General features: G+C 33.9%; 19 protein-coding genes and 1 pseudogene. 10 read left to right on the top strand and 10 right to left on the bottom strand.

The window, feature by feature from the left end:
• Position 1: 1 nt before the first annotated feature.
• The 5 genes from EKM03_RS06705 (at position 2) to EKM03_RS06690 (ending at position 4,547) form a co-directional block, all read left to right on the top strand.
• The gene (locus EKM03_RS06705) at positions 2 to 670 is read left to right on the top strand and encodes a response regulator transcription factor (RefSeq protein WP_126460926.1); all 669 of its coding nucleotides are present in this window, start codon (positions 2 to 4) and stop codon (positions 668 to 670) included.
• A 507-nt stretch (positions 671 to 1,177) separates the two neighbouring features.
• Positions 1,178 to 1,630, top strand: coding sequence for a hypothetical protein (locus EKM03_RS06700; RefSeq protein ID WP_126740073.1), 453 nt, complete (start codon positions 1,178 to 1,180; stop codon positions 1,628 to 1,630).
• A gap of 164 nt (positions 1,631 to 1,794) precedes the next feature.
• Positions 1,795 to 2,850: a type I restriction endonuclease gene (locus EKM03_RS06695; RefSeq protein WP_126460933.1), complete on the top strand. Its 1,056-nt coding sequence runs from the start codon at positions 1,795 to 1,797 to the stop codon at positions 2,848 to 2,850.
• 379 nt (positions 2,851 to 3,229) lie between these two features.
• On the top strand, positions 3,230 to 3,388 hold the full coding sequence (locus EKM03_RS14975; RefSeq protein WP_158616367.1) for a hypothetical protein: 159 nt from the start codon (positions 3,230 to 3,232) through the stop codon (positions 3,386 to 3,388).
• 355 nt (positions 3,389 to 3,743) lie between these two features.
• Positions 3,744 to 4,547 (top strand): endonuclease/exonuclease/phosphatase family protein, encoded by an 804-nt coding sequence (locus EKM03_RS06690; protein WP_126740072.1) that lies wholly within the window; start codon positions 3,744 to 3,746, stop codon positions 4,545 to 4,547.
• 257 nt (positions 4,548 to 4,804) lie between these two features.
• On the opposite strand, the gene EKM03_RS06685 is transcribed toward EKM03_RS06690, so the two are convergent.
• Positions 4,805 to 6,064, bottom strand: coding sequence for an asparagine synthetase B (locus tag EKM03_RS06685; protein ID WP_126561891.1), 1,260 nt, complete (start codon positions 6,062 to 6,064; stop codon positions 4,805 to 4,807).
• 311 nt (positions 6,065 to 6,375) lie between these two features.
• On the opposite strand from EKM03_RS06685, the gene EKM03_RS06680 reads away from it, so the two are divergent.
• Positions 6,376 to 7,095 carry a DUF547 domain-containing protein gene (locus tag EKM03_RS06680; RefSeq protein WP_126460939.1) on the top strand — a complete coding sequence of 240 codons (720 nt, stop codon included), beginning with the start codon at positions 6,376 to 6,378 and terminating at the stop codon, positions 7,093 to 7,095.
• Positions 7,096 to 7,229: 134 nt separating this feature from the next.
• Here EKM03_RS06680 and EKM03_RS06675 read toward each other — a convergent pair whose 3' ends face one another.
• The 3 genes from EKM03_RS06675 to EKM03_RS06660 form a co-directional block, all read right to left on the bottom strand.
• Positions 7,230 to 7,895 carry a response regulator transcription factor gene (locus EKM03_RS06675; RefSeq protein WP_126740071.1) on the bottom strand — a complete coding sequence of 222 codons (666 nt, stop codon included), beginning with the start codon at positions 7,893 to 7,895 and terminating at the stop codon, positions 7,230 to 7,232.
• Between the two features lie 3 nt (positions 7,896 to 7,898).
• Positions 7,899 to 8,690 carry a sensor histidine kinase gene (locus EKM03_RS06670; protein ID WP_126460945.1) on the bottom strand — a complete coding sequence of 264 codons (792 nt, stop codon included), beginning with the start codon at positions 8,688 to 8,690 and terminating at the stop codon, positions 7,899 to 7,901.
• A 635-nt stretch (positions 8,691 to 9,325) separates the two neighbouring features.
• Positions 9,326 to 9,718, bottom strand: coding sequence for a hypothetical protein (locus tag EKM03_RS06660; protein ID WP_126561872.1), 393 nt, complete (start codon positions 9,716 to 9,718; stop codon positions 9,326 to 9,328).
• A gap of 275 nt (positions 9,719 to 9,993) precedes the next feature.
• Between EKM03_RS06660 and EKM03_RS06655 the strand changes: the two are divergent.
• The 3 genes and pseudogenes from EKM03_RS06655 to EKM03_RS06645 form a co-directional block, all read left to right on the top strand.
• Positions 9,994 to 10,321 (top strand): annotated as a pseudogene (locus tag EKM03_RS06655) (IS1595 family transposase); the annotation flags it as partial.
• A gap of 81 nt (positions 10,322 to 10,402) precedes the next feature.
• Positions 10,403 to 10,870 carry a hypothetical protein gene (locus tag EKM03_RS06650; RefSeq protein ID WP_126460955.1) on the top strand — a complete coding sequence of 156 codons (468 nt, stop codon included), beginning with the start codon at positions 10,403 to 10,405 and terminating at the stop codon, positions 10,868 to 10,870.
• A gap of 250 nt (positions 10,871 to 11,120) precedes the next feature.
• Positions 11,121 to 12,965, top strand: a complete 1,845-nt coding sequence (locus tag EKM03_RS06645; RefSeq protein WP_126568280.1) for a PLP-dependent transferase — start codon at positions 11,121 to 11,123, stop codon at positions 12,963 to 12,965.
• Between the two features lie 517 nt (positions 12,966 to 13,482).
• Here the strand turns inward: EKM03_RS06645 and EKM03_RS06640 are convergent.
• The 3 genes from EKM03_RS06640 to EKM03_RS06630 form a co-directional block, all read right to left on the bottom strand.
• A complete protein-coding gene (locus EKM03_RS06640; RefSeq protein ID WP_126460964.1) occupies positions 13,483 to 13,842 on the bottom strand; it encodes a hypothetical protein in 360 nt (119 codons plus the stop codon).
• A gap of 62 nt (positions 13,843 to 13,904) precedes the next feature.
• A complete protein-coding gene (locus EKM03_RS06635) occupies positions 13,905 to 15,083 on the bottom strand; it encodes an AIR synthase related protein (protein ID WP_126460967.1) in 1,179 nt (392 codons plus the stop codon).
• A 333-nt stretch (positions 15,084 to 15,416) separates the two neighbouring features.
• Positions 15,417 to 17,606: a glutamine synthetase III gene (locus EKM03_RS06630; RefSeq protein WP_126460970.1), complete on the bottom strand. Its 2,190-nt coding sequence runs from the start codon at positions 17,604 to 17,606 to the stop codon at positions 15,417 to 15,419.
• Positions 17,607 to 17,908: 302 nt separating this feature from the next.
• On the opposite strand from EKM03_RS06630, the gene EKM03_RS06625 reads away from it, so the two are divergent.
• The gene (locus EKM03_RS06625; protein ID WP_126460973.1) at positions 17,909 to 18,874 is read left to right on the top strand and encodes a TerC family protein; all 966 of its coding nucleotides are present in this window, start codon (positions 17,909 to 17,911) and stop codon (positions 18,872 to 18,874) included.
• A 60-nt stretch (positions 18,875 to 18,934) separates the two neighbouring features.
• Here the strand turns inward: EKM03_RS06625 and EKM03_RS06620 are convergent, their stop codons facing one another.
• The 3 genes from EKM03_RS06620 to EKM03_RS06610 form a co-directional block, all read right to left on the bottom strand.
• On the bottom strand, positions 18,935 to 19,435 hold the full coding sequence (locus EKM03_RS06620) for a hypothetical protein (RefSeq protein WP_126460976.1): 501 nt from the start codon (positions 19,433 to 19,435) through the stop codon (positions 18,935 to 18,937).
• A 189-nt stretch (positions 19,436 to 19,624) separates the two neighbouring features.
• Positions 19,625 to 20,497, bottom strand: a complete 873-nt coding sequence (locus EKM03_RS06615) for an alpha/beta hydrolase family protein (protein ID WP_126740070.1) — start codon at positions 20,495 to 20,497, stop codon at positions 19,625 to 19,627.
• 544 nt (positions 20,498 to 21,041) lie between these two features.
• Positions 21,042 to 24,494, bottom strand: coding sequence for a methylmalonyl-CoA mutase family protein (locus tag EKM03_RS06610; RefSeq protein ID WP_126460982.1), 3,453 nt, complete (start codon positions 24,492 to 24,494; stop codon positions 21,042 to 21,044).
• Between the last annotated feature and the right edge of the window lie 169 nt (positions 24,495 to 24,663).

The following is a 24,663-nucleotide window of genomic DNA, read 5'->3' as shown; positions in this document are numbered from 1 at the left end:
TATGTTCCATAAAGTTTTAGTTGCCGAAGATTTAGACACTATAAGCATCGCAATAATTCAAGCACTAAGAGAGCTTTCTATTTTAGAAATTCACCATGCCAAATACTGTGATGAAGCTTTCCTAAAAATAAAAAGAGCCCTTCATGACAAAGTTCCCTATGACTTGTTGATTAGTGATTTATCATTTAAACCCGATCACCGTCAGGATCGATTATCCTCTGGTGAGGAACTCATTGAAGCCGTAAAAAAAGAACAGCCTGAACTTAAAACCATTGTGTTTTCGATAGAAGACAAATCCTTTAGAATAAAATCACTGTATACTAATTTAGGAATAAATGCCTATGTATCAAAAGGAAGAGACAGTATTCCGGAACTCAAGAAAACGATACAAAATATTTATAATAATAAGAACCTTCATCCATCTGAGGAAGTACGCCATGCTTTAAGAAACAAATCCCTTTTTGAAATTGAAGCCTATGATATTTTACTTTTAAAATCTTTATCCAATGGATTAACCCTGGAGGATATTGCTTCGGAATTTAAAAATTCCGGAATTATTCCTAGTGGCACCAGTAGTCTTGAAAAACGCATCAATAGGCTTAAAATATATTTCAAAGCAAACAATAACGTACATCTTATAGCCATCACTAAAGATTTAGGATTAGTCTAATTCGCATTTCAGACTATTAAAAACTAAAAAAAATATTCCAATAACGTTATTACTGCAATTTAAAAGCATCAAAAACAATCAATTGCTAAGATCATTTACAGCGCTCCAAAGATTTTTGACACGGTGATTAAATCATAAAACATAGCGGTAGAATTGATATGTTTTTTACGGTTGTACCAAAGATAAGTGATGACTAAAATTTAATGTCGTATTTTAATAAAGCACTAAATTTCTTTGCCACAGATTTCACAGATTAGCACAGATTAATTCGTTATGTAATTTTAAAAATCTTTTTAATCCTTACAATCTGTGGCAAAAACTCTTTTTAATAATTGCGACAATATATCTTTCTTGCTACTTAAGTATGCGATATTAGCTTAAATTCACTTCTTTTTTTGACCATTGTATTGGCAAATCATAGCCTGATTTTAATAAAAATGATGTCTTTACGGTTTCCCGTAAAAAATAGATTTCAAAAGTTGCTAGATTTGGTTTATAAAAAATCAAATGAAACAAATGCTCCAGTTTACAATAACCAATTTAGTATTCGCTCGATATTCCGAAGGAAGGATCTTGACAAAGGACAACTATCGGGAGTTCAAAAACCAAATAAAAAAACCCATCTTTTTTATACTGTCATTTTGCATCCTAACATCTTGCAAATCAGAACCAAAAAAACAACCTCAACACCGACAAATACTTCACAACCAAATACATCGAAAATATGATGACGATGTGTTAGTAGTACCAAAACAAACGGATACAGCTATAGACAAAAAAACAAATACGCAAACTGATTCGTTAAAAAGAAAAAATCAAATACCTCTTGCAAATCCAATACAAAGTCCAATTGGGATTGCTATACCTCAAGAAAAGCTAAAAAGCTCTTCAAGACAACGAAAAGGTAAAGTTATTTACACATCGGAACGTAAAAAAAAGAATCAATGGAAAAAATTATAATTATGAAATACATCCTGTTGTTTTCAATACAAATAGTTGTACCGAGTATCGGCGGATTATTGATATAGCGTATAAAATTCGGAAAAAACAATCCAAATGAGGAAAACCGTAAAGAAGTTATCTTTTACGGAAGTAATTTTGAAACCAATTAGCAACAAAATACTATGGAATTAACCATTCAACTAAAATCCCTAGCGGATAAAATCATTCAGTTAAAAGACAAAATCGAAACCGAAGAATCAACCAAACACGCATTTGTACTCCCATTTATCAACATGCTTGGCTATGATGCCTTCAATCCGCTGGAGGTAGTCCCTGAATTCACTGCCGATATTGGATTAAAAAAAGGAGAAAAGGTAGACTATGCTATTTTCCAGAGCGGTGAACCCATCCTAATTGTTGAATGCAAAAGCTGGAAAGAAAACCTTTCAGTGCACAGCTCACAACTATTTCGCTATTTTCATGTCACAAAAACTCGTTTTGCACTCTTAACTAATGGCATTCAATATCAATTTTATACCGATTTAGACGAGAAAAACAAAATGGACCAGAAGCCTTTTCTGGAGTTTGACATCATCAATCTCAAAGAAAATTCGATCATTGAAATTGCTAAATTCCATAAATCAAGTTTTAATGTAGATCACATTCTAAACAATGCGAGTGCTTTAAAATATACCAAAGAAATCAAAAAAGAGATTAATGACGAACTGGAAAATCCCTCGAATGATTTTATAAAACTCTTTGCTAATAAAGTATATGCTGGAAGACTTACGGAAAAAGTGATGGAAGAATTCAAAATGTTAGTTCAAAAAGCATTTAATCAATTTATCAACGAAAAAATTAATGACCGCTTGAATGCCGCACTAAATAAAGAAACAATAAAACAACAGGAAGAAAAAACGGAACCCATTGAAGAAGCGAGCAAAGTGGTTACCAGTGACGAAGAACTGGAAGCCTATCGAATTGTCGTGGCTATTCTAAGGCGTAAAATTCCTGTAAACAGAATCGTTCCTCGGGATACTCAATCCTACTTTGGGATTTTACTTGATGACAACAACCGCAAACCTTTATGCAGGTTGCATCTCAACGGAACTAAAAAATATCTTGGCCTTTTCAATGAAAACAAAATCGAAATAAAACATCACATTCAGTCAATTGATGACATTTATCAATTTGAAAAGGAATTATTGGAAACTGTTGGGGCTTATGAAGGGAAGTGATTTGCTTTGTAAAAGTATTTACAATACGAAATAAATCCTGTAATATGACCTTTAAACCTAAGTCATTAAAGTACCTGTTGCACCATAAATTCTAAAAGTTGACAAGAATATTTAATTATAATTAAACAAATGATTTTTAATAACAATTTCAGAAAAATAACGGTAACTGAAAACGGAATAATATTGACTTATAAAACACAAAAAATATTATTTTCTGAGTTAGACAAGACTCACGTTAAAGTAAATAAAATGAGGCCGGTTTATACATTTATAATTATTTGGGCATTACTATCCTTGGGTTTTCTTTCCTATTTATACCTGCAAATAGACCTAATCTTACTGATTACTTTTTTTTCTGATTGTATTTATTTTTTTAAAAATGAATGAACACAAAAGCTATAGCATAAAAATCCGTTTGAAAAATGGTGAAATTATAGAAGAAAAAATATTGGCAAAATTAAAACTGGAGACTATCAACAGTATCAATGAAGTCCAAAAAGGGATTTACAACTATAAAATAAATAACAAAAAGAATTAGCTTTAGTTCCTAACTATGGTCATTTGATTGTTTATACCAAACTTTAAAAAAAATTATATGAATCTCAAAAAAAATCAAATATTAAAATTGTAATTATCTTTCAAGACTACCCGTTATTTGTACCATACTGCCTCTAGTACATACAATTATTATTATTTCAAAAAAGGAGAATCCTATAACAAGTCTAAGTAATGAAATTTCTCCTTTGTCGATATAACCAAAATAAAATACATCAGAAAACAATATTAAACAATCCATAAGACTCGAAAAATTCCTCAAATTCCATTTAATTATCATACGTTTGAGCTACTCTAATTCTATCCGTAAAAAGTGATACTAATATTCTCCTAATTAAATGAAACCCCTATTTTCCTTACTGTTCCTCTTCCTAGCCACTTTTGCTTTCGCTCAAACCAAAATCCTTTCCTGGAACATAGCCAATTTTGGAAAATCGAAATCCGAAGAAACCATTACTTATATTGCAAAAACGCTGAAAGATTACGACATAATTGCCATTCAGGAAGTGGTTGCCGGATATGGAGGCGCACAGGCAGTAGCACGATTAACAGATGAACTCAACCGAAAAGGAGCTAAATGGGAGTATGTGATCAGTGACCCCACCAGCAGCAGTGCCTATAAAACCGAAAGATATGCCTTCATTTGGAAAACGAGCAAAGTAAAGAAAATAGGAAAAGCTTGGCTCGAAAAAAAATACCATCTAGAGATTGAGAGAGAGCCTTATTATTGCACTTTTCAATATGAAAACAAACAATTCACGCTGGTGAATTTTCATGCTATTACTAAAAAAATGCAACCCGAAACCGAGATTAAATATTTCAAATTTTTACCTGATGAATATCCCACCTTGAATTTAATTTTTGCAGGAGACTTCAACTGTCCGCAATCACATTCGGTTTTCAATTCGTTGAAAAAAATGGGATTTCAATCTATTTTAGTAAACCAAAAAACCTCGTTGAAACAAGAATGCAAAAAAGAGATTTGTCTCGCTTCTGAATTTGATAATATGTATTACAAAACTTCTAAAACTACACTTCTAAATTCCGGTATTATTCCTTTTTATAAAAATTTTAGCACACTAAAAGAAGCTCGAAAAATATCCGATCACGTTCCTATTTGGTTTGAATTTTCTTTGAATTGATATCCACACCGCATTAAGTGATGTTGTAACTAATGCAATTGATATTGTTCAGGAATATTTAGACAAGGAAAATGAAGATGGAAGCGTTTAATCATTTATCTTTCACATCACAAAAGCTACCGTAACAGGTGGCTTTTTTTTTGATTTTAAATTATTTGGAGCAATTCCTGCTGTTCGTTTTATCCACGCTAAAAAGCGTGGTATACCACTGCCATCAGGGCTAAAAAAACCAATTGGTACTGATTGGTTTTTTTATTCTATGTCTTTAATTTTTTCTTTTTAGCTGCAGGGAACAACACATTGTTCAAAATCAAACGGTATCCGGGTGAATTTGCATGCAAGTCCAAAACTGTAGGGGGATCGCCTACCTGATGCTGAAAATCCTCCGGATCATGACCCCCATAAAAAGTGAACATCCCTTTCCCCTTCTGCCCATGAATATAACGGGCTTCGCCATTAAGTTCACCTGTCCCCATGACTAAAACATTCGATTTTACAAGTACCGCATCAAATGATGTTGTTTGTCCCATAAATCCTTTGACAAGTTGTGTGTGATTTTGACACAACATAGTGGGAATAGGATCCCATTTTGCCGAAAATTCCATTAAGGTAAAATAATCTTTTTCCATAGGAATTCTTCGTTTAGAGGTCATATCAATATCAGAGAACTCATATTGTTCAGGTCTTCGCTCTAAGATAAAATCTTTGAAAGCAAAAGAATTACTATAATTCATCTTCGATTGGTAATTGCCTTCACTCACATCCCCATCAAACATAGCTTCGCAAATATCTACTCCATCCGCTGCAAGAGCAATATCAAAACTATCTGTTGCGGAGCACATTGCAAACATAAACCCACCTCCTATTACAAAGTCCCTAATCTTTTTAGCCACAGCTCCCTTTTCGTCAGATACTTTTGAAAACCCTAATTTTGTCGCCAGTATTTCAGCTTCTTTCTTTTGTTCAATATACCAAGGTACATTTTTATAGGCTCCGTAAAACTTACCGTATTGCCCGGTAAAATCTTCGTGATGCAAGTGCAACCAGTCATAAAGCAACAATTGGTCTCCCAACACTTCCTGATCATATATAGCTGTAAAAGGAATTTCAGCATAGGTCAAGACCAGCGTCACTGCATCATCCCACGGTTGTTTCCCTTTTGGTGTATACACTGCAATCTTTGGTGCTTTCTCTAAAATAACGGATTCCATATTCTGGGACGGACTGGAGATTTCATTTAAGAGTATCACTTCTTCCTCATCAGAGATTATTTCAAAACTCACTCCTCTAATCTGGCACTCTTTGCGTATTTCCTGCGCATCAGGCACTAAAAAAGAACCGCCACGGTAGTTGAGTAGCCAGCTGACTTTGTGATTTTTTTCCAAACACCAAAACGTAATTCCATACGCCTTCAAGTGATTTTGTTGCGTAGTTTCATCCATTGGCAACAAAATAAAAGAAGCTTTTGCGGAAATTGATAGTAGAAAAATCAGAATATATATAAATCGCTTGTACATCATTGTATTGCCTTTTTATATTTCAAAGATAGAAAGGAAGCCGTTCAAATGAGAATAATTTAACTTTAAAATGAATGCACCAATCTAATTTAAATAAAACCACGTAAAAACACCTATAGCCAGACGAATTAGTATCTATAAATTTGTAACTATAACCTAATCTACATTAAATGAAAAATTTAGTACTAAATTCAAAGGAAAACAATAACCATTTTAATTTTAAAACTATTTTTAAAAAAATTGGATTTTCTTTGTTAGTAGGACTTATTGTTGTTTTTTAACACTTTATGTTTTAATTATTTTCTTCTGTAATGCTAAATCGAGACCAAAAAACACCACAACCAATTGTTTCAAAAAATTATTATGCCGCGTTATCAGAAGAAATCCTATCAACTGCAAAATTAGGAAAAGATACGACTTCCCTCAGAAGACAACTTTATTATATCAGACATACAAAAATCGAAAAGAGTCTGGACACTGATGCTTTAAAAAAAACTTTTTGGATTAATATCTATAATGCTTTTTATCTCATTATTCTAAACGAAACAAAACAAGACGACACTATGTATCGTCTTAAAAGGATAAAGATTGCACGTTCCATATTCTCGTTAAATGATATTGAACATGGTATTTTAAGAAAAAATAAATTCAAAATAGGATTAGGATATGTAACCAATCCATTTTATTCTGGTTTTATAAAAACCTTAGCCGTCAGTAAACTAGACTACCGAATTCACTTTGCGTTAAGAACTACAAATTTAAATCCTGATCCGTTTGATTATTTTAATTGTGATGAAATTGAATCACAGCTTGCTACTGTCACCACTGATTTTATCAAATTTGAAACTGAATTTGACCATGAATCAAAAAAAATGATCGTATCGCAATTTCTGTTTACCTATTTACGGGATTTTGGCGGAATACAATCCATAAAAAAAATGCTGAAAACTATTTTTAAAAAAGATTTCAAAGGATATTCGTTAAAGTTCAAGCCGTATAACAGAATCGAAAAAAAGCACCCTATTTCTTAGTCCATTGGCATTTGTTAAAGGAATCCCTTATCTTAAAACCTGAATTTAAGTTGTTTAAAATTTTAAAAAAATCTTCTCTTTTTTTGCAAAAAAAAAGTGCATCCAGCATTGCTTTTAGTACAAATGGGTTCTGATTAATCTTCAAACGGCATAATTTCATTTTGAACCGCATACACAACCAATCCTGCAATATTCCTGGATTCTGTTTTAAGCAACAAGTTATTTCGATGTCCTTCCACCGTTCTTGGACTTATAAAAAGTTGCTCTGCAATTTCTAAGGTGCTTTTTTGATAGCAAATAAGTTTGAGTACTTCCAATTCACGTACACTCAAAAATCCACTATCAAAGTTACTTTTCGTTTTTCTAGTGTTCAAAATATTGGTTTGAATAATTTTCATGACATATTCCGTATAGTAAAATCCTTTTAAAGCCACTTCATTTACGGTTGTAAGCAATTCTTGTGGTGTCACATTTTTTATCACATAGGAAACAGCACCAACATCAATCATATTCGCCACAAAAGATTTAGAATCATAGCTGGTTAGCGCTATAATTTTTATTTCAGGGAATTCTTTATGGATGATCTTAGTGGCTTCGACTCCATTTAAAATTGGCATTTTCAGATCCATGATAATAATATCGGGATGATTTTTAGTACTGCGAAGGTAGGAAATCAATTCATCCCCATTGGAGGCTTCAAAAACAATCTCAATATTTGTTTCCCGTTCCAGCAAAAAAGAGATTCCTTTTCTAAAAAGAATTTCATCATCTACTAAAATTATTTGAATAACATCATTCATTATTTAAAAATTAAAAGTGACCGTAATCCCTTTATTTACAGCTGAATTAATGACAATAGTGCTGTTTAAAAAAGCGACTCTACTATTAATATTTTTCATCCCAAGACCTTTTTGCTTGTCTTTATTTTTCATATCAAAACCAATTCCATTATCAGAATAAGAGCATTTTTTGAGTCCGTAATTGTCCTCAAAAAGAATAGATATGACAGTTGCCTTACCGTGCCGAATGGAATTATTGATCAACTCTTGCAAGATTCTAAATACGTGTAAATGCTTCATATTATCTTTAATATCAAAGAAGGTTGTATTTTCATAATTTACCGTGACAACTTGAGAACTATTGCATTCCATGCATAATTCTCCCACTCCTGCATCTAGTCCAAATTTATCTAAAACCGGAGGTAACAAACCGTGTGCAATTTTCCTGGAACTATCCAGCGCTTTGGCAGTCAGATTGATGATATTCTCGGTAATTGTTCCTACCTCATCTTTGGTCAAATTTGGAGTATTTAACAAATGACTGTTCAAAGACACAATATTAAGCTGAGAACTGATGTCGTCATGTAAATCTTGGGCAATACGCTTGCGCTCTTCTTCTTGCGTAATAATTACGGCACTCAATAACTCTTTTTGATACTGGATTTCCAGATCTTTTTTTTCTAATTCTTTCTGGATAATTTTTTTTCTCGAAAAATAGAAAAACAAGATTAAGACGAATCCCATCAAAAGAAAAGCAACACAGGAATAAATAATTATTTCGATTATATCACTTTCATTTATTAATTCTGCCTTCATAAATATTTATTTAATTACTTTTTGGAAAAACTTTTTTTCCACTCTAGTAAAATGAATAATTGGTAGACTATATAGAGTCCTGAGTTCAATACCCAAGGTATTTTTGTGTATTCCAGTCTCAATATATTTGTCAAATTTCCTACTATAAATAAAATGGTGCTTCCAAATAAATAGAGTAAAATACCCATATTGATATAATAATACTCTTTTTTCTCATTTAATATGTTGTAAAGATGTAGGGTTGCGTAGCTAACTATTAAAAAAGAGGTAATGAATATTTCGAATAAATTGAATTTAAAAAACAAACTCGGATCTAGTACGTATTGAATTCCAATGACTGCTAAACCAGCATACAAACCCACTGTAACAATCTTTTTTTGATACGTCTCTTTTAATAAAACTTTGTAAAAAAAACTGAGTATTATAAACTGACCCACAAAATAAAAATGAGACAAATAAAGGTTATTAATATTAACTCTTGCCAAGACATTCGAAATTATTTGGATAACTAAAACCAACCCTAAATATCCTGTAAAAATCTTAAAGACTTTATCCTGAAGAGAAAAGCACCGGATAAATAAAACAAAATTCAAAAATAAAACCAAGAGACCTACATATATAAATACATTTAACATCTATTGTAGCATTAGAGTTTCAGGATCACAAGTAGATGGACAAGGAGACGTAAAATCATAAATATCATCTTCCGTTGCACCAGCGTCACCATTGTCTTGAGTGATCATATCAACATAAATTTGAGTTAGGGGATCATATTTTGTTCCCACAATCATTAATTTTTCTACTCCATCATCATCAACTCCTATGTATGCTCTCACTGCATCGACCCCTTCTTTGAGGACTTCTACTAAATCAATTTTAGGGATCAAAAAAGCATTTAAATGATGGTGTTTGTTATAATTTCCTTCTCGTTTAGACCATCGTTTTGCCCATCTTTGGGCTGTTTTTAACGGAATGACATTCACAACTTTTCCTTTTTTTAGGCTTCCAGAAGTAGTTTCTTGTGACATATTTATTAGGTTTGCAGATTACGGATTTTATAAATAAAAAATTATTAGCTAAACTACTGTTTTTTATTGTTTATACAAAACCAGCTTAGTAATTATACAAGCTACAATGTTTGTTTTCAAAATAAGCACCGATTGCTCAGGTCGCTTATTTAGTTCTTGTAACCCTGAATTTGGTTTCTAGAGAATCTAATTTGTAATAGCTTTGCTGAAAGGCATTAATTTAATATGAGTACCAATGCTAAAAATAGCTTGTTTTTGAGTCATCAACCTATTAAATACGAGCTATGAACCTACCTGAATTTTTAGAGAAATACCCTGATTAAGCCACACGTAATAAGGGATTCAAAGCTAAACTACTTGAAATGGGAATTGTATGTAAAAAGTGTCAACACACCGAACATTACTTTCGTAAGGCAGATTTAAAATTTCAATGCAAAAAATGCGGTAGTCGTGTCAGTCTTCGTTCAGGCACCGTTATGGAGAATACTAATTTGCTTTTTCCAATATTGGATGCTCTGTATTGAACTCGTGATGCTGTCACAAAAGAGTTTTTCGGCATTAGAAATACAACGTATGTTGGGTCACAAACATTATGAACCCTTGGTAGGGTAAATTGCTTTAGAGTTGTCTTACTTGAGAATGCTATCAATAAAGAAGCACTCAATAATCACTAAAATAAAAATTATGAACACATTTAAAGCCTTACTCATTTTGATCACTATTGGTTTTGCCATAAATATAAATGCGCAAGAAGCCAATAGTACCGATGAACCAAAAAAAAACACAAAACAAGCTACGGTAACTTATTACCAACAACGCGCTGCAGAGGATGCAAAATATGAGCAGGAGTTTACTGCTCAAAACAACAGCGAAGACAAAGCTTTTTGGAAAGAACAAAAAAAATACGAAAAACAATTAAAGAAAAACAACAAAAAAGCTTATCGCGCCTACATTCAAGGAAAAAAAGAGGCATACGCAGAACATCACCAACATTGCAATCACGATCACCATAGCGATTATTTTTATAGCAATGCCCAGTTTTATTATTACCAATACGACAACAGACACAACTATCAGAGAAGACCAAATCGTACTATAATAAACACTCCGGTGCGAGTAAGCACTCCGAGCATTCGTTTAGGGATTTTTTAATTACGGGTAAACTATTTTTTTTTAATAATATCTTTTTTAAGACCGACGAAATAATTTTTGTTAAAGAATTCTGATTGAAGTTTCTATGCCATATATTTATTTACTGACTAACCAAAAAGAGCACTCCTAGAGGATTTATTCCTGACACTTTCACAACACTGACAACAGATCTGTAATAATAAAACCTCTTGTAACACTTTTAAATAAATCTAATTACTGTATATTACCATCTTATCTAAAGGTGGAAATTATGAAAGACAATAAAATATTACGTTATATTAAAGACGTGTTAGAAAATAAGCCAACTGGCTGGTTGAATCTAACAACTCACAGACTAGATATTTATGACGAAAAATTGGCAAAAACTCAATTCTTAGAACAGTTTGAAATTTTATTTAATAGCAATAATTCTGAATCAAAGGCATTAGGAGAGTTACCCACTGCTTATGACTATATTCGATTAGGGCATCCATTATCTTGTATATTAGAATGGGTGATTGCCCACTTACATCATTTAAAACCAGAAAATGTAATTAGTTTTTCCTCAAAGACGACTCCGATTTTGGCAGTACTAAGGAAAAATTTATTAGCTGGCAAAAACACTCAAATTATTTACACTGGTGAATTACCAGAATTTTTTGATGTTGAAGTACTTCAGCACATTTATGGCTATACATTTGATTTAAAGAAGATTGAAAAAGAAACAGCCATTTCCAAGTTTGACGGGAGTACCATTTTCATTACGCAGCAAGATGAAATTAGCACTTTTGATTTTACCAAAAACATTGACTTTTTTATCAATGTTCATTCTGACTTTGGAAGTATTTTAGTTGTAAATGGAGACCAAAACGAAAGTTATATCCCCGAAATTCAGCATGTCAGAAGAAGAGAGACCATTGCAATGACGCCAGCCAATTGTCTTGCTATGTTGAAAATTCTGACAGCACAATCTTCTTTAGAACCAAAAGAGAATACTATCGAGACAAACAAAGCAATGGTTTTAGATTCGATTGCGACCATTACCGGAAGCAAGACAAAAGCACTAATTGCTTCCAGTGGACTATCAATTCAATATGCGGTTGTCATGGGATTAATTCATGATGCGGAGGAAAACCATAAAGGAAAGGCGATCAAAATTATTGTTCCCCCCAATTGTTACGGTGGTACAAACGACCAAGCCAGACGGGTTGCTGCTTGCATTGACTCTGTTGAAATACTGGATTTACTGGTTGACGGTGGTAAAGATATGGTTGAAAGTATTGCGCTTCTTTTAGATAAAATTGCTGACGAGGATGCTATTCCAATCATAATTGCTGAAATTCCAACAAATCCCAGAGTTGAAGTTCCGGATCTTTTCAAATTAAGCGCTACTTTGAGTAAACAGCGAAAAACTGCAACTGGTAAAATTGCTACAGATCCTATTTTTGTTTTAGATCAAACCTTTTGTCCAAATGTACACTTTTTAGGTGAAGAGGATATATTATCACCAATTAGGACCATTTCATATGTAAGCGGATCTAAATTTCCAAGTGGCGGGCAATGTACTGCGGGCTATTGTGTGGGAAATAAAAAAACGGAAGGGTTGATGAAAAAAATAGAATTTCATCTAAAACTTTGCGATAATGAGGCTACCAATCTTCAAATGGAGATTTTGGCAAAACAATTGCCTTCTATGAATCAAAGAATAAAGGATGCATATCATAATACACATGAATTTGTAAACTTCATAAAAAAAACTTTACCAGCGGCGAAAATTAATTTTGTTTCGTCAGCATTGGCAGACCAAGGATTTACCCCCTCTGTGTTTTCATTAGACCTTCCCAGTAAAGGGAACACAACGGAAGAAAAAGAAGCTCATAAAAGAGAGTTAAATCTTAGGTTAATAAATTTAATGATTAGAGAAATACCTAATGAAAGCAAGTTTTGTGTGAGTTATGGGCAGTTAAAAGGATGTTACTGGACAATTCCGGCAACATCAACTCAAGGGACGACTAAAGAGGGTGACAAAGATTACATCGTACGTGTAGCACTTTCTCCTACCATGGATTTAGAACTTCACAAAAAAGTTTTTTTAGATTTTGTCAGCCAAATTTAATTCTGATCCTATACCATTCCTCTATTTAACCTTGAAGGAAAAAACTAAGTAATGATCCATATTAACTAAAATAGAATTTTCTGATTTTTTTTTTACAGAAACAGACAACCATTACAAGTAAACCACTGTGGAGGGATAGGTCAAAGATTTGGTTATTAATACCAAACAAAATTACTATTGGCTCCATAAAAAAGCTTTCAGAAAAGTATTTGAATGCTGATAAAATGATCTATTTAGTGGTAGGTGATGCTGAAACGCAGTTAAAAAAGCTGAAGAAAATTGGTTATGGAACACCAATTCTTCTGAATACACCAGCGGTAAATAAGCTGATTTAAAACTAATTTGGGTTATAAGTAATAACCATGGTATAATGTCGTATTTTAAAATCAGGATAAAATTATGTAACAATATGATTTAAAGCTGTTTTACTTAAAGTTAATTCTTTTGACTTTACGACTTTTAAACTTTCGACTTACTTACATCACTGATTCTCATAGCCGCGATAGACGTGAAAATTTTATTCACTCATTTCATCATATCGCTCCGGAACTTGGGGATCATACAGCGAACATTTGAATTCATCCATTATATTCACTAAAGTATCCATTGTTTTTCCTTCAGTGCCATAACAATCAATTTTTACACTTTGGGGCGTCATCCTGATATGAAAAGCACCTGCACCATAGTTATTTTTCCAACTGTTCTCGTCTACTTTTTCCCATTTGGAGAATACAGAAGCAATTCTGTTCAAAATGACTTGTACCGGAAGTTCTTCAAGACCTTCAATTTCAGCTTGTTCTTCTGAAACAGCTTCATAAACTTCGTGATGGTTGAGATAAATTCCCTCCAGATATTTCCAAAAAACCAATTCGTACATAGATAAAAAATTAAAAGATTAAAGAATTGAAAGATTGAAAAATGAACTTCAATTGAAGCTTTTTAATATTCAAAAGTTCCGTATTCACTGGTAATAGTCAGTTTTTTTGAAGTAGCAGCTTCTACTCTACCTACGATTTGCGCATCAACATTAAATGATTTTGAAATCGCAATAATGTCTTGTGCAACAGCTTCCGGAACATAAATTTCCATACGGTGACCGCAATTGAAAACTTGGTACATTTCTTTCCAATCCGTTTTAGATTGTTCTTGAATTAACTGAAATAATGGCGGAACTGGAAATAAATTGTCTTTTATAATGTGTAGGTTTTCTACAAAGTGTAAAATTTTAGTTTGGGCTCCTCCACTGCAATGCACCATTCCGTGAATTTGATTGGAAGAATATTGGTCTAAAATTTTCTTAATGATTGGTGCATACGTTCTGGTTGGCGAAAGCACTAATTGTCCGGCATCGATTGGTGAATTTTCAACGGCGTCTGTCAATTTTACTTGTCCAGAATAGATTAATTCTTCAGGAACTAAAGCATCGAAACTCTCCGGATATTTGGTTGCCAAATATTTCCCGAAAACATCATGACGCGCCGATGTTAACCCGTTGCTTCCCATTCCGCCATTATAGTTTTTCTCGTAGGTAGCCTGGCCAAAAGAAGCCAATCCTACAATTACATCACCGGCTTTAATATTAGCATTATCAATTACTTTGCTGCGTTTCATACGAGCAGTTACTGTTGAATCTACAATTATAGTTCGAACAATATCGCCTACATCAGCAGTTTCTCCACCTGTTGAATGAATGGTCACCCCAAAAGATTCCAGTTCTTTAATCAGTTCTTCGGTTCCGTTAATAATTGCTGAAATTACTTCAGCGGTAATCAAATTTTTATTTCTTCCAATGGTTGATGAAAGCAGAATATTATCCGTTGCACCCACGCACAATAAATCGTCAATATTCATGATTAAAGCATCTTGGGCAATGCCTTTCCAAACAGAAATATCGCCTGTTTCTTTCCAATACATGTAGGCCAAAGAGGATTTAGTTCCCGCTCCGTCAGCATGCATGATCAGACAATATTCTTCGTCTTGAGTTAAATAATCAGGGACAATTTTACAGAAAGCTTGTGGATATAATCCTTTATCAATATTTTTTATCGCATTATGAACATCTTCTTTGGATGCCGAAACACCGCGAAGCGCATATCTTTTTGAAGTATCTGAACTCATGTAGTCTAGTTGTGAAGTCTGCTTTTATGCAGGTAGTTGTGCGGCAAAGGTAATTATTTTTTTGGGTTTTGCCTATCGAGTCATCAGAAGTGTTTCTTGCTAAAATTGTCATACTAAGAATATTTGTTTACACCCTTCAATTTAGCCTTTCAAGGTGCAAAACATCAAAAAAATGTCTACCTGAAACAGATAGACATTTTTATTAAATTTCAATGGCGCAATAAATTACTCCCAATCAAGCATGCATGCGTCAAAAAATAATACTACCCTAGAGTACCGGTAAATCCAGATATTATTTGACTTATAATGACACTCGATGTGTTAATAAGTAGATTACTTCGTAAATAACAATTCTCTGTATTTTGTTAGTGTCCAAATCTCATCATCCACTAACAGCTCCAGTTTATCACAATGGCTTCTAATTTCTTCAAAAAATGGTTTTACTTTATCACAATAAGCTAGAGCCATTTCATGTGCATCAGTAATTGCATTGGCTTTCTTTCTAGCTTCGGTCATTTCATGAACTTTAGAATTGATCCCCTCAATATGTCCGGAAATTTCTTTGATTAAAATGATTTGTTCTTTTGCAATTTTTTCAAAATCAGCACCAAAAATCTCTTTTAGTCCCTTCACATTTTCAATCAAAGTGTTTTGGTAGCGAATGGCTGTTGGAATAACATGGTTTTGAGAAAGATCACCTAAAACTCTACCTTCAATTTGAATTTTCTTAGTATACTCCTCTAATTCTATTTCATAACGTGCCTCCACTTCAATATGATTCATGATACCCATTTCAGAAAACAAATCTAAAGCTTGCTTAGAAGCTCTTGCTTTTAGTGCTTCAGGAGTTGTTTTAAAGTTACTTAACCCTCTTTTACCTGCTTCAATTTCCCATGCTTCACTATATCCGTCTCCTTCAAAAAGGATTTTCTTAGAAACTTTGATGTACTCTCTCAAAACATTGAAAATAGCATCATCTTTTTTCATGTCTTTAGATTCTATCAGCGCATCTACTTCAATTTTGAAATCTTTTAATTGTTTTGCTACAATAGTATTCAAAGTCGTCATTGAATTAGAACAGTTAGCTGATGATCCTACTGCTCTGAACTCAAACTTATTTCCTGTAAAAGCGAATGGTGATGTTCTATTTCTATCTGTATTGTCCAAAAGAACATCTGGAATTTTCCCTACTACATTTAGTTTTAAGTCTGTTTTTTCTTCTGGAGATAGTTTCCCTGCAGTTACACCTTCTAATTCTGCTAGAACTTTAGTCAACTGCGCCCCAATAAATACGGATATAATTGCTGGTGGTGCTTCATTTGCCCCTAGTCTATGATCATTACTTGCAGTAGCAATTGCACCTCTTAATAAAGACTCGTAATCATTTACTGCTTTTATTGTATTGATAAAGAAAGTCAGAAACTGTAAATTACTCATTGGAGTTTTACTAGGGCTCAATAAATTCACTCCTGTATCTGTTGCCAAGGACCAGTTATTATGCTTTCCGGAACCGTTCACTCCTTTGAAAGGTTTTTCATGAAACAACACTTTCAAATCATGGCGTTCTCCTACTTTTTGCATCACATCCATCAACAAGCAGTTATGATCAACAGCAAGATTTGTTTCTTCAAAAATAGGAGCCAATTCAAATTGATTTGGTGCTACTTCATTATGACGTGTTTTCACAGGAATTCCTAACAACATGCATTCTTGTTCCAAGTCTCTCATATACATTAAGGCACGAGTAGGTATAGACCCAAAATAATGGTCATCTAATTGTTGCCCCTTAGCCGATGTATGTCCTAACAAAGTCCTACCGGTCATCATAAGATCAGGACGCGAATTTGCTAAAGATCTATCAATTAAGAAATATTCTTGTTCCCAACCTAAAGTTGCAGTTACCTTTTTTACATTTTTATCAAAATATTTACATACTTCGGTAGCAGCGTCATCCATAGCGGTCAAAGCTCTCAACAAAGGTGTTTTATAGTCTAAAGCTTCCCCCGTATAGGAAATAAAAACCGTTGGAATACACAAAGTAGTTCCAAAAATAAATGCTGGAGATGTTGGATCCCAAGCTGTATACCCTCTAGCTTCAAATGTATTTCTGATTCCACCATTTGGAAAACTAGATGCATCCGGTTCTTGTTGTACTAATTGAGCGCCACCAAATTTCTCTACTGGATCACTGCCATCATACGAAGTTTCAAAGAAAGCATCATGTTTTTCAGCGGTTGTTCCTGTAAGTGGCTGAAACCAGTGTGTATAATGAGTCACCCCTTTAGCCAAGGCCCACTCTTTCATTCCCATTGCGATATAATCCGCTAATTTTCTGTCTATTTTAGTTCCATGTTGAACTGCATCGCGCACTCCTTTAAAAGCATCTGAAGTTAAAAACTGTTTCATTGCTTTGTCATTAAAGACATTTGAACCAAAAATAGTTGATTTTCTATCAGTCTCTTCAAATTTTACTGGAACTCTGTTTGATGCTTCTTTCAAAGCTTGAAAACGTAATGATGACATACAATTTTGTTTTAATTAATTAAACCCCCTATTATTTTGATGCAAATATAATTTAATAATTACTTTTATAAAATATTACCTCTGTTTTTTATGGGTAACCACGTCAAATTTATTAAATTAACAAAAAATATTAATTATAATAACAACTTAGCAATTTAAACACCCCTATTTATTTTTACTGATATTTTCATAAAATAAAATAAACATAGACAATCACAAACAACAGCAAACTTTCGATTAAATATTTATTGAAGTTAAACAATCTAAAAGTATCTTTGTGCAACTTTTTAAATATATGATATATGATTGTCTGGATTTCTTTCTTAGTAGCCGTAATGATTTTCTTGGCTCTTGATTTAGGTGTTTTCAACAAAACGCCACATATTATAAGTTCAAAAGAAGCGGGTAAGTGGACTGCAATATGGGTTACTTTATCATTCCTGTTTTCCGGCGTTATTTATTGGCTCTACAACAATAATTATATCGCAAATCCGGATCAATTAACTCCCACAACAGCATCCATAAAGTTCATTACCGGATATTTAATTGAATTATCATTAAGCATTGACAACATCTTTGTCATAGCCATAATCTTTTCTGCTTTTAAAATTCCGCCACAATACCAGCATCGTGTTTTATTTTGGGGAATATTAGGGGCAATATTCTTTAGAGGCCTAATGATCTTTTTTGGCGTTATGCTAATCAATAAATTTTCTTGGATGACGTATATTTTTGGTGCTTTCCTGATCTATACTGCCATGAAAATGTTGTTTGGAAATGAAAATGAAAAATTTGAACCTAAAAAATCATTCGTCTATAAAAGCCTAAAAAAAATAATGCCCATATCTAATCATATGGATGAGGAGCATTTCTTTGTCAAAAGAAGACACATTACTGCCGCAACCCCTCTATTTGTAGCTCTTGTGGTTATTGAAGTCATGGATGTGGTTTTTGCCATTGATAGTGTTCCTGCTATTTTAGCCATTACTAATGACCCCTTTTTAGTTTTCAGTTCTAATATTTTTGCCATTCTAGGATTGCGATCCATGTATTTCTTTCTGGCTAATATGTTAGCTAAATTTAGTTATCTGGAATACAGTCTAATCGCTATTTTAAGTTTTGTTGGTGTGAAAATGTTAACCCATGACATACTAAAAAAATACAATTATGAAATTCCGGAATGGATGTCACTGGCTTTTATAGCGGTGGCTCTTATAGTGGGAATTGTAGTTTCACTTAGAAAAAACAGCAAAGAGTTTGTCTCCTAATTTTAAGGTCTATAAAAAAAGGAAATCTTTCGATTTCCTTTTTTTTTGACTTCTCTGAAATTATAAATTTATTTTTTGAATTTCACTTTTACTAACCTTCAATGAGGACATAACTGCATCCATATTATTTTTGTTTATTGTAGAGGCAAAATTTGCTGGTACAATTACTATTCTAAAAGTTTGATTTTGTGTCCAACTGGAATCTAAAGTATTCAGATTGAAATTAGCCGCAAGAAAAATTTTAACATCAAACCTGGAATAATCAAAATTAAAATCTAATTCACCACCATTATTCAGATAATACGTTTGAGGCATTAATTTCCAAATATCTGCTCCATTTACCGTATCATACAAATGGTATACTAAAACAGAATCCGAAGAATAAATTGGCGGATCAAATACAACCAAGCTGCTATAATTATTATTGGAGTTGAACGAAGTTGTAACTTCATACACTTCAGTTCGAGGACCGTTATCAACGGTATCATATAGTTCTGTCACTTCACAACTTTGTAGAGTCATCATCCCGATGAAAACTAAAAATAAGGTAATTTTTTTCATTCGTTATCGTTTTATAATTTATATTAAAAAACTCTATTCATGAATTGTGCCAAACTTTATTTTCAAAAAAAAGTGCTTTTCAATTATGGAAAAAAAACTTAAATTATACCTAATAATCCTGGGCTTAAAAGGAACTAAAAAAGCCTCTCAGATGAAAGGCTTTTTTAAAATTTTATTACTATTCGGTTATTATTTCTCCACAACAGCCACGCCATTATTGTTTAAAATTTTGCTAAAAAACAACACATGAGAAGGTAACGCATTTTCCCAATATTCCCACGTATGCGCTCCTGGCCGTTCCGTATAATCGTGAGCAACTTTATTATAAACAAGCCTTCGGTGTAATTCTCTATTGGATTCAATCAAAAAATCATCTACACCGCAATCTATAATCAATTCCAGTTTGTTACTTTTTATTTTATCCACCATATTCAAAACTGCACTGGAGGCATATACTTCCTGTGGCGCTCCTTCAATCCCAAAAACAGGTTCCATTAATTTAGTAACTCTTTCCTTAGATTCCGGATTAATCATGCTTCCCATATCAACAGCTCCGCTCATACTTCCTGCTGCACAAAATAGTTCTGGATGTCTTGTCGAAAGATACAATGCTCCGTGACCTCCCATAGAAAGTCCCGTAATTACACGTCCTTTTCTGTTATTTATTGTCCGATAGGTATTGTCTACTTTCTGAATTACTTCTTTTGTAATGTAGGTTTCAAACTGACTTCCCTTATTCACAGGACTATCAAGATAAAAACTGAATGTTTCTCCTTCCGGCATTACGATTATGATATTATACTGATCGGCTAAATTGTGCAATAAATTCTTATCTGGAGTTTTAGACAACCAATCATTAAAATGACCATAAGCGCCATGCAACAGATAAAGCACGGGATAATTAATCTTGCTTTTTGTATACGAACTTGGTAATACTACCGCAGCTTTATACGTTTTATTCATTGCCATACTAGGAATTTGCAATGTATCGGCTTTTGCTGCATAAGAAACTACAGTATGACCAAGAAGAAAAAATAAGAATACAATTTGAAGTTTTTTCATACTATTCGGTTTTAAGGTAAAATGTAAATATAGTACTTTAACTCGTTGGGTGTAATTAATGAAAATTTCAATTAATCTTAACTAAAAAAATGAACCACATAGAAACATAGAAAAAAAGAGTTGGACAGCCCAATTTTTGGCTTCATATAGCTATGATTTTCTCCAAAAAAGTGAAACGACTTACATAATTTTAAAATCTATGTTTCTATGTGGTTAAAAAATTAAACGCATTGGATTACACCCAACAGCTACTTTAGAATAAATGTAATAAAGTCGCAATAATTACATGAACAAAAAAAGACCTCTCATTACTGTAAGGTCTTTTAAAAAAAAATTAGATCACGCCCGCCCAAAAGCGGGATAAGCGATTCACACACTTTTTGCGATGCAATTCAATACTGATTACCTAAGATCCCGCCCAAAAGCGGGATAAGCGATTCACACACTTTTTGCGATGCAATTCAATACTGATTACCTTAGATCCCGCCCAAAAACGGGATAAGCGATTCACACACTTTTTGCGATGCAAAAAGTGGTTCTCTGCTTACATATTTCTTCTGTATTGTCCACCTACTTCAAATAAAGCAGCTGTTATTTGTCCCAAGGAACAAACCTTGGTCGCTTCCATTAAATGCTCGAATAAATTTTCGTTTTTAATGGCTGCTTCCTGAAGCGTATTTAAATGATCCTTCACTACATCCTGATTGGATTGATGCAAATGGTTCAACATATCAATTTGGTATTGTTTTTCTTCCTCTGTGGCGCGAATTACTTCGGCGGGGATTACTGTTGGAGAACCTTTGGAACTCAAAAACGTATTCACACCAATGATAGGAAATTCACCTGTATGTTTCAAAGTCTCATAATACAAACTTTCTTCTTGAATTTTACTTCTTTGGTACATGGTTTCCATAGCTCCAAGCACGCCACCACGTTCTGTAATTCGGTCAAATTCTAATAAAACTGCCGCTTCGACTAAATCCGTTAGCTCTTCAATAATGAAAGCACCTTGAATTGGATTTTCGTTTTTGGCCAGTCCTAATTCTTTATTGATAATCAACTGAATTGCCATCGCACGACGCACAGATTCTTCTGTAGGTGTTGTAATTGCTTCATCATACGCATTGGTATGCAAGGAATTACAATTGTCATAAATCGCATACAACGCTTGCAAAGTAGTACGAATATCATTGAAATCTATTTCCTGTGCGTGCAAAGAACGTCCCGAAGTCTGAATGTGGTATTTCAACATTTGCGCACGCTCGTTAGCGCCATATTTATTTTTCATGGCTTTCGCCCAAATTTTACGTGCCACACGACCGATAACGGCATATTCAGGATCTACACCATTCGAAAAGAAAAACGATAAGTTGGGTCCAAAATCATTGATATTCATACCACGACTCAAATAATATTCTACATACGTGAACCCATTAGAAAGTGTGAAAGCCAATTGTGTAATTGGATTTGCTCCCGCTTCGGCAATATGATACCCTGAAATAGAAACCGAATAAAAGTTCCTTACATTCTTAGTAATAAAATATTCCTGTACGTCACCCATTAATCGCAACGCAAATTCAGTAGAGAAAATACAGGTATTTTGCGCTTGATCTTCTTTAAGAATATCGGCCTGAACGGTTCCACGAACTTGAGATAACGTTCTTGCTTTTATTTCGTTATATACTTCCAAAGGTAAAACCTGATCTCCGGTTACACCCAAAAGCAGCAACCCTAAACCGTTATTCCCTTGGGGCAAATCCCCTTGATAATGCGGTCTTTCAACTCCTTTTGCTGCATATATTTTGTTGATTTTTACCTCAACTTCTTTTTCAAGGCCATTTTCTTTGATGTAAAACTCACATTGTTGGTCAATCGCTGCATTCATGAAAAACCCTAATAACATAGGTGCCGGTCCATTAATAGTCATACTCACCGAAGTCATTGCATGAACCAAATCAAAACCAGAATATAATTTCTTAGCATCATCCAAACAACAAATAGAAACTCCGGCATTACCTATTTTTCCATAAATATCAGGGCGTACATGTGGATCGTTTCCGTATAAAGTCACACTGTCAAAAGCCGTTGATAATCGTTTTGCCGGTAATCCCGCACTTACATAATGAAAACGTTTGTTCGTTCTTTCCGGTCCGCCTTCTCCGGCAAACATACGAGATGGATCTTCTCCTTCACGTTTAAAAGGATATAAACCTGCGGTAAAGGGAAATTCTCCAGGAACGTTTTCCTGCAAACACCAACGTAAAATATCACCCCAAGCTTTGTACTTTGGCAATGCAATTTTCGGAATTTGAGAATGTGAAAGGGACTCCGTGTGCGTGGCCATTTTGATTTCTCTATCCCGAACTTTGAACGTATACACCGGATTCTTGTACTTGTTTACTTTCTCGTCCCAAGTCAAAATGATTTCCCAGTTGTATGGATCCAAATCCATTTTTATTTTATCAAATTGATTTAGTAAAAGATTTAAAAATATTTTGTCCTCAGCAGCACCCGGTTTTTCAGATTCTAAAGCACTTGGCAAAACCGAATCGTCATTAATTCCTGTTTTATTCAATTCAGGGATTTTTCTAGTAACCGATTCAATCGTTTTAAAAATCCCGTACAATTTCTGAGCCACTTGTTCTTGGCTAACGGCCGTAACATCATACTTCCGGTTGCTCTCGGCAATTTCAGACAAATAACGGGTTCTGTGTGGCGGAATAACGAAAATCTTCTCGCTCATTTCACGAGTGATTTGGAATGTTGATTTCAAATCAGAATTCGTTTTTTCATGGACTTTATCCATTATCGCTTTGTACAGCGTATTCATTCCCGGATCGTTGAACTGCGAAGCAATAGTCCCAAAAACCGGAAGCGTATCTAAATTCGCATCCCATAAATTATGGTTGCGTTGGTATTGTTTTTTCACGTCTCTCAATGCATCCAGAGATCCGCGTTTGTCAAATTTGTTTATCGCTACCAAATCAGCAAAATCAAGCATGTCGATTTTTTCCAATTGAGTTGCAGCGCCAAATTCAGGCGTCATTACATATAAGGATACATCAGAGTGATCCATGATTTCTGTATCGGATTGTCCTATACCTGAGGTTTCCAGGATTATGATATCATAATTTGCTGCTTTAATCACTTGGATTGCATCGGCAACATATTTAGACAAAGCCAAATTCGATTGGCGTGTGGCCAAAGAACGCATGTAAACTCGAGGGTTATTAATAGCGTTCATTCGGATTCTATCACCTAACAAGGCACCGCCGGTTTTTCTTTTTGATGGATCGACGGATATTAATCCGATAGTTTTTTCCGGGAAATCGATTAGAAAACGACGCACTAATTCATCCACCAAAGAAGATTTTCCTGCTCCACCTGTTCCTGTGATTCCAAGAACCGGAGTTTTACAACCCTGATTCTTTTTTTGGATAACTTCCAGAGTTTTGGCCGCTATGTCTGGGAAATTCTCTGCTGATGAAATAATTCTGGCAATTGCTTTTGGATTTTTTTCTTCCAAATGTTTTATTTCATCCGTCAGTTTATCTCCAACGGGATAATCAGATTGTTGTACTAAATCATTAATCATTCCCTGCAATCCCATCGCTCGACCGTCATCCGGCGCATAAATACGGGTGATTCCGTACGCTTGCAATTCGGCAATTTCAGAAGGCAGGATTACGCCGCCGCCGCCGCCAAATATCTTGATTTGCCCAGCTCCTTTTTCCTGAAGCAAGTCATACATGTATTTGAAATATTCGTTGTGTCCGCCTTGATACGAAGTTATCGCAATAGCATTCGCATCTTCTTGAATCGCTGTATTGACAACTTCTTCCACACTGCGGTCGTGGCCCAAATGGATTACCTCAACACCGGTAGACTGAATGATTCTACGCATAATATTGATTGCAGCATCGTGACCGTCAAAAAGCGCAGCTGCGGTAACAATTCTTACTTTATTGTTAGGGATATATGGTTTTTGTTGTTCCATTTTATGAATATGATAATTTAAGACTGCAATTTACAATTTTATTTTAAAAATTATCCGTTGTTACTGTTGGTTATTAATAAATAATAAAGTTTATGCCATGCAGGACAACAAATAGATTAAAATTGGGCTATTTTTTTTAAACATAAAACAACTCAATCTAACTTTTTTA

The organism is Flavobacterium sp. GSP6 (assembly GCF_003984855.1).
GTDB lineage: Bacteria > Bacteroidota > Bacteroidia > Flavobacteriales > Flavobacteriaceae > Flavobacterium.
Note: the sequence above shows the minus strand (reverse complement) of the source record. Positions and strands in the feature narration are given on the sequence as shown.

Excerpts from the sequence above, each read along its gene's own strand:
- EKM03_RS06700 (WP_126740073.1), top strand. The coding sequence starts at position 1,178 with ATGAAACAAATGCTCCAGTTTACAATAACCAATTTAGTATTCGCTCGA.
- EKM03_RS06625 (WP_126460973.1), top strand. The coding sequence starts at position 17,909 with ATGATTGTCTGGATTTCTTTCTTAGTAGCCGTAATGATTTTCTTGGCT.
- EKM03_RS06705 (WP_126460926.1), top strand. The coding sequence starts at position 2 with ATGTTCCATAAAGTTTTAGTTGCCGAAGATTTAGACACTATAAGCATC.
- EKM03_RS06635 (WP_126460967.1), bottom strand. The coding sequence starts at position 15,083 with ATGAGTTCAGATACTTCAAAAAGATATGCGCTTCGCGGTGTTTCGGCA.
- EKM03_RS06620 (WP_126460976.1), bottom strand. The coding sequence starts at position 19,435 with ATGAAAAAAATTACCTTATTTTTAGTTTTCATCGGGATGATGACTCTA.
- EKM03_RS06675 (WP_126740071.1), bottom strand. The coding sequence starts at position 7,895 with ATGAATGATGTTATTCAAATAATTTTAGTAGATGATGAAATTCTTTTT.
- EKM03_RS06660 (WP_126561872.1), bottom strand. The coding sequence starts at position 9,718 with ATGTCACAAGAAACTACTTCTGGAAGCCTAAAAAAAGGAAAAGTTGTG.
- EKM03_RS06640 (WP_126460964.1), bottom strand. The coding sequence starts at position 13,842 with ATGTACGAATTGGTTTTTTGGAAATATCTGGAGGGAATTTATCTCAAC.
- EKM03_RS06685 (WP_126561891.1), bottom strand. The coding sequence starts at position 6,064 with ATGTACAAGCGATTTATATATATTCTGATTTTTCTACTATCAATTTCC.
- EKM03_RS06690 (WP_126740072.1), top strand. The coding sequence starts at position 3,744 with ATGAAACCCCTATTTTCCTTACTGTTCCTCTTCCTAGCCACTTTTGCT.
- EKM03_RS06695 (WP_126460933.1), top strand. The coding sequence starts at position 1,795 with ATGGAATTAACCATTCAACTAAAATCCCTAGCGGATAAAATCATTCAG.
- EKM03_RS06630 (WP_126460970.1), bottom strand. The coding sequence starts at position 17,606 with ATGTCATCATTACGTTTTCAAGCTTTGAAAGAAGCATCAAACAGAGTT.
- EKM03_RS06615 (WP_126740070.1), bottom strand. The coding sequence starts at position 20,497 with ATGAAAAAACTTCAAATTGTATTCTTATTTTTTCTTCTTGGTCATACT.
- EKM03_RS06610 (WP_126460982.1), bottom strand. The coding sequence starts at position 24,494 with ATGGAACAACAAAAACCATATATCCCTAACAATAAAGTAAGAATTGTT.
- EKM03_RS06680 (WP_126460939.1), top strand. The coding sequence starts at position 6,376 with ATGCTAAATCGAGACCAAAAAACACCACAACCAATTGTTTCAAAAAAT.
- EKM03_RS06645 (WP_126568280.1), top strand. The coding sequence starts at position 11,121 with ATGAAAGACAATAAAATATTACGTTATATTAAAGACGTGTTAGAAAAT.
- EKM03_RS06650 (WP_126460955.1), top strand. The coding sequence starts at position 10,403 with ATGAACACATTTAAAGCCTTACTCATTTTGATCACTATTGGTTTTGCC.
- EKM03_RS14975 (WP_158616367.1), top strand. The coding sequence starts at position 3,230 with ATGAATGAACACAAAAGCTATAGCATAAAAATCCGTTTGAAAAATGGT.
- EKM03_RS06670 (WP_126460945.1), bottom strand. The coding sequence starts at position 8,690 with ATGAAGGCAGAATTAATAAATGAAAGTGATATAATCGAAATAATTATT.